Annotated in this window: 2 rRNA genes; both read right to left on the bottom strand. The window is 50.8% G+C overall.

Annotated elements, in window-relative coordinates:
* Positions 1–26: 26 nt before the first annotated feature.
* Positions 27–138, bottom strand: a 5S ribosomal RNA gene (gene rrf, locus LZG94_RS26300).
* Between the two features lie 157 nt (positions 139–295).
* Positions 296–3,119, bottom strand: a 23S ribosomal RNA gene (locus LZG94_RS26295).
* Positions 3,120–3,190: the final 71 nt, after the last annotated feature.

Here is a 3,190-nt window from a genome sequence, read left to right as displayed (position 1 = left end):
TTTTGGGGATGGTCTTATGAATGGTATTGTGGCGACTACCTACTTTACCAGGTTTGACCCAAGTATCATCGGCGGTTCTGGGCTTAACTTCTCTGTTCGGGATGGGAAGAGGTGAACACCAGGCCAATAGTCACCAACAAGCTTTTTTGTTGATTTGTGCTAAGGGAAGATTTGAAGTCGAATGCGACCGCAGCCCAACCAATAGTCACCAACAAGATCTTTGTTGATTTATCAACAGTTTCTTTGAGTAATCAAAGTCATATTGGAAGTAGAAGAGCTAGGAAAGAAGATTTAAATGTGCAAGCTGTTGGGTAATTAGTACTGCTCAGCTGAATGTATTTCTACACGTATACTTGCAGCCTATCAACGTCGTAGTCTACAACGACCCTTATGTGGAAGATTCATCTTCGGGCTAGTTTCGCACTTAGATGCTTTCAGCGCTTATCTATTCCCCACATAGCTACCCGGCCATGCCACTGGCGTGACAACCGGTTCACCAGCGGTGGGTCCACCTCGGTCCTCTCGTACTAAAGGCAGCCCCCGTCAATCTTCCTACGCCCACCACAGATAGGGACCGAACTGTCTCACGACGTTCTGAACCCAGCTCGCGTGCCACTTTAATCGGCGAACAGCCGAACCCTTGGGACCTTCTCCAGCCCCAGGATGTGACGAGCCGACATCGAGGTGCCAAACCTCCCCGTCGATGTGAGCTCTTGGGGGAGATCAGCCTGTTATCCCCGGCGTACCTTTTATCCTTTGAGCGATGGCCCTTCCATACAGAACCACCGGATCACTATACCCTGGTTTCCCACCTGCTCGACCCGTCGGTCTCGCAGTCAAGCCTGCTTGTACTATTGCACTCCACACACGGTTACCAAGCGTGTTGAGCAGACCTTTGGAAGCCTCCGTTACACTTTTGGAGGCGACCACCCCAGTCAAACTACCCACCATGCACGGTCCTTGACTTAGTCAAGTTAGATCCCAGGCCAGCGAAGGGTGGTATTTCAACGTTGGCTCCATGATGCCTGGCGACACCACTTCACAGCCTCCCACCTATCCTACACATCCCTGACCCGAAAACAATGCAAAGCTATAGTAAAGGTGCACGGGGTCTTTCCGTCCCGTGGCGGGTAAGCGGCATCTTCACCGCTACTACAATTTCACCGAGCTCACGGCCGAGACAGTGCCCAGATCGTTACACCATTCGTGCAGGTCGGAACTTACCCGACAAGGAATTTCGCTACCTTAGGACCGTTATAGTTACGGCCGCCGTTTACTGGGGCTTCGATTCAATGCTTCTCTTGCGATGACATCCCCTCTTAACCTTCCAGCACCGGGCAGGTGTCAGGCCCTATACGTCAACTTTCGTTTTGGCAGAGCCCTGTGTTTTTGCTAAACAGTCGCCTGGGCCATTTCTCTGCGGCCTCTCTTTGCAGAGGAGGCTCCCCTTCTCCCGAAGTTACAGGGTTAATTTGCCGAGTTCCTTAGCCGTGATTCACTCGAGCACCTTAGAATATTCTTCTCGACTACCTGTGTCGGTTTACGGTACGGGCTGCATACAGCTGGTGTTTCAAAAGCTTTTCTTGGAAGCGTTTTCGTCTGTTCGCTTCGCCCGTAGGCTCTGCTCAACGCACTATTCCGTCAGTACGTACAGACCACAATACTCCGTCACTTCTTCACACTGCATGCAGGGGCAGGAATATTAACCTGCTGTCCATCGGAGATCGCCTGTCGGCTATTCCTTAGGCCCCGCCTAACCCTCCGTTGATTAGCATAGCGGAGGAATCCTTAGTCTTTCGGTGTGCGGATTTCTCATCCGCATTATCGTTACTTATGCCTACATTTGCTTTTCTCACCAGTCCAGCACAGCTCACGCTGCACCTTCACCCCTGTGAGAATGCTCCCCTACCGATATGTATAAATACAATCGCATAGCTTCGGTAATATGCTTGATGCCCGTTTATTATCGATGCCCGCCCCGCTCGACCAGTGAGCTGTTACGCACTCTTTAAATGTATAGCTGCTTCCAAGCTAACATCCTGGCTGTCTCTGCAGTCGGACCCCCTTAGTTCAACTTAGCATATATTTTGGGACCTTAGCTGATGCTCTGGGTTGTTCCCCTCTCGGACTGGGACCTTAGCACCCCAGCCCTCACTGCCGTGTATATCATGCCCCATTCGGAGTTTGTCAGAGTTTGGTAGGATTTGACTCCCCCTAGCCCTATCAGTAGCTCTACCTGAACATGACTCAACCACGACGCTGTTCCTAAAAACATTTCGGGGAGTACGAGCTATTTCTCAGTTTGATTGGCCTTTCACCCCTACCCACAATTCATCCGAAAACTTTTCAACGTTTACCGGTTCGGTCCTCCACGATGTGTTACCAGCGCTTCAACCTGATCATGGGTAGATCACAAAGTTTCGCGTCTACAGCCACTGACTAATCGCCCTATTCAGACTCGCTTTCGCTTCGGCTCCTGTATTCAAATACATTAACCTTGCCAGTAACCGTAACTCGTAGGCTCATTATGCAAAAGGCACGCCGTCACCCATTATAGGCTCCGACCGCTTGTAAGCGCATGGTTTCAAGTTCTATTTCACCCCGCTGCTCGCGGTACTTTTCACCTTTCCCTCACGGTACTAGTTCACTATCGGTCTCTCAGGAGTATTTAGCCTTGGCGGATGGTGCCGCCGGATTCAGAGGGGATTCCACCGGTCCCCACTTACTCAGGATACTCACTCAGATAAAATTACTGCCTGTACGGGGTTCTCACCCTCTACGACTGGCCTTCCCAGACCATTCCAGTTCGCTATTTATCCACTTGGTGAGTCCTACAACCCCAGTCTGGCCGTAACCAGGCTGGTTTGGGCTGTTCCGCGTTCGCTCGCCACTACTTGCGGAATCACTATTGTTTTCTTCTCCTGCGGGTACTTAGATGTTTCAGTTCCCCGCGTTTGCCCCCCGTAGGGTAATGTAGCTTCACTACACTGGGTTGCCCCATTCGGATATCTTCGGATCAATTTGTATGTGCCAATCCCCGAAGCTTTTCGCAGCTTATCACGTCCTTCATCGCCTCTGAGAGCCTAGGTATCCCCCATGCGCCCTTAATTCGCTTGCGCGACTTCTATTTCTTTGCTCTTCTACTTCTCAATATGTCAATGAACTCGTTACCAAGCTTCCTTGGTAATGT

It is taken from the genome of Dyadobacter sp. CY343, from assembly GCF_021390335.1.
Classification (GTDB): domain Bacteria; phylum Bacteroidota; class Bacteroidia; order Cytophagales; family Spirosomataceae; genus Dyadobacter.
The sequence above is the reverse complement of the archived record's forward strand: the minus strand, read 5'-3'. Positions and strand labels throughout refer to the sequence as shown.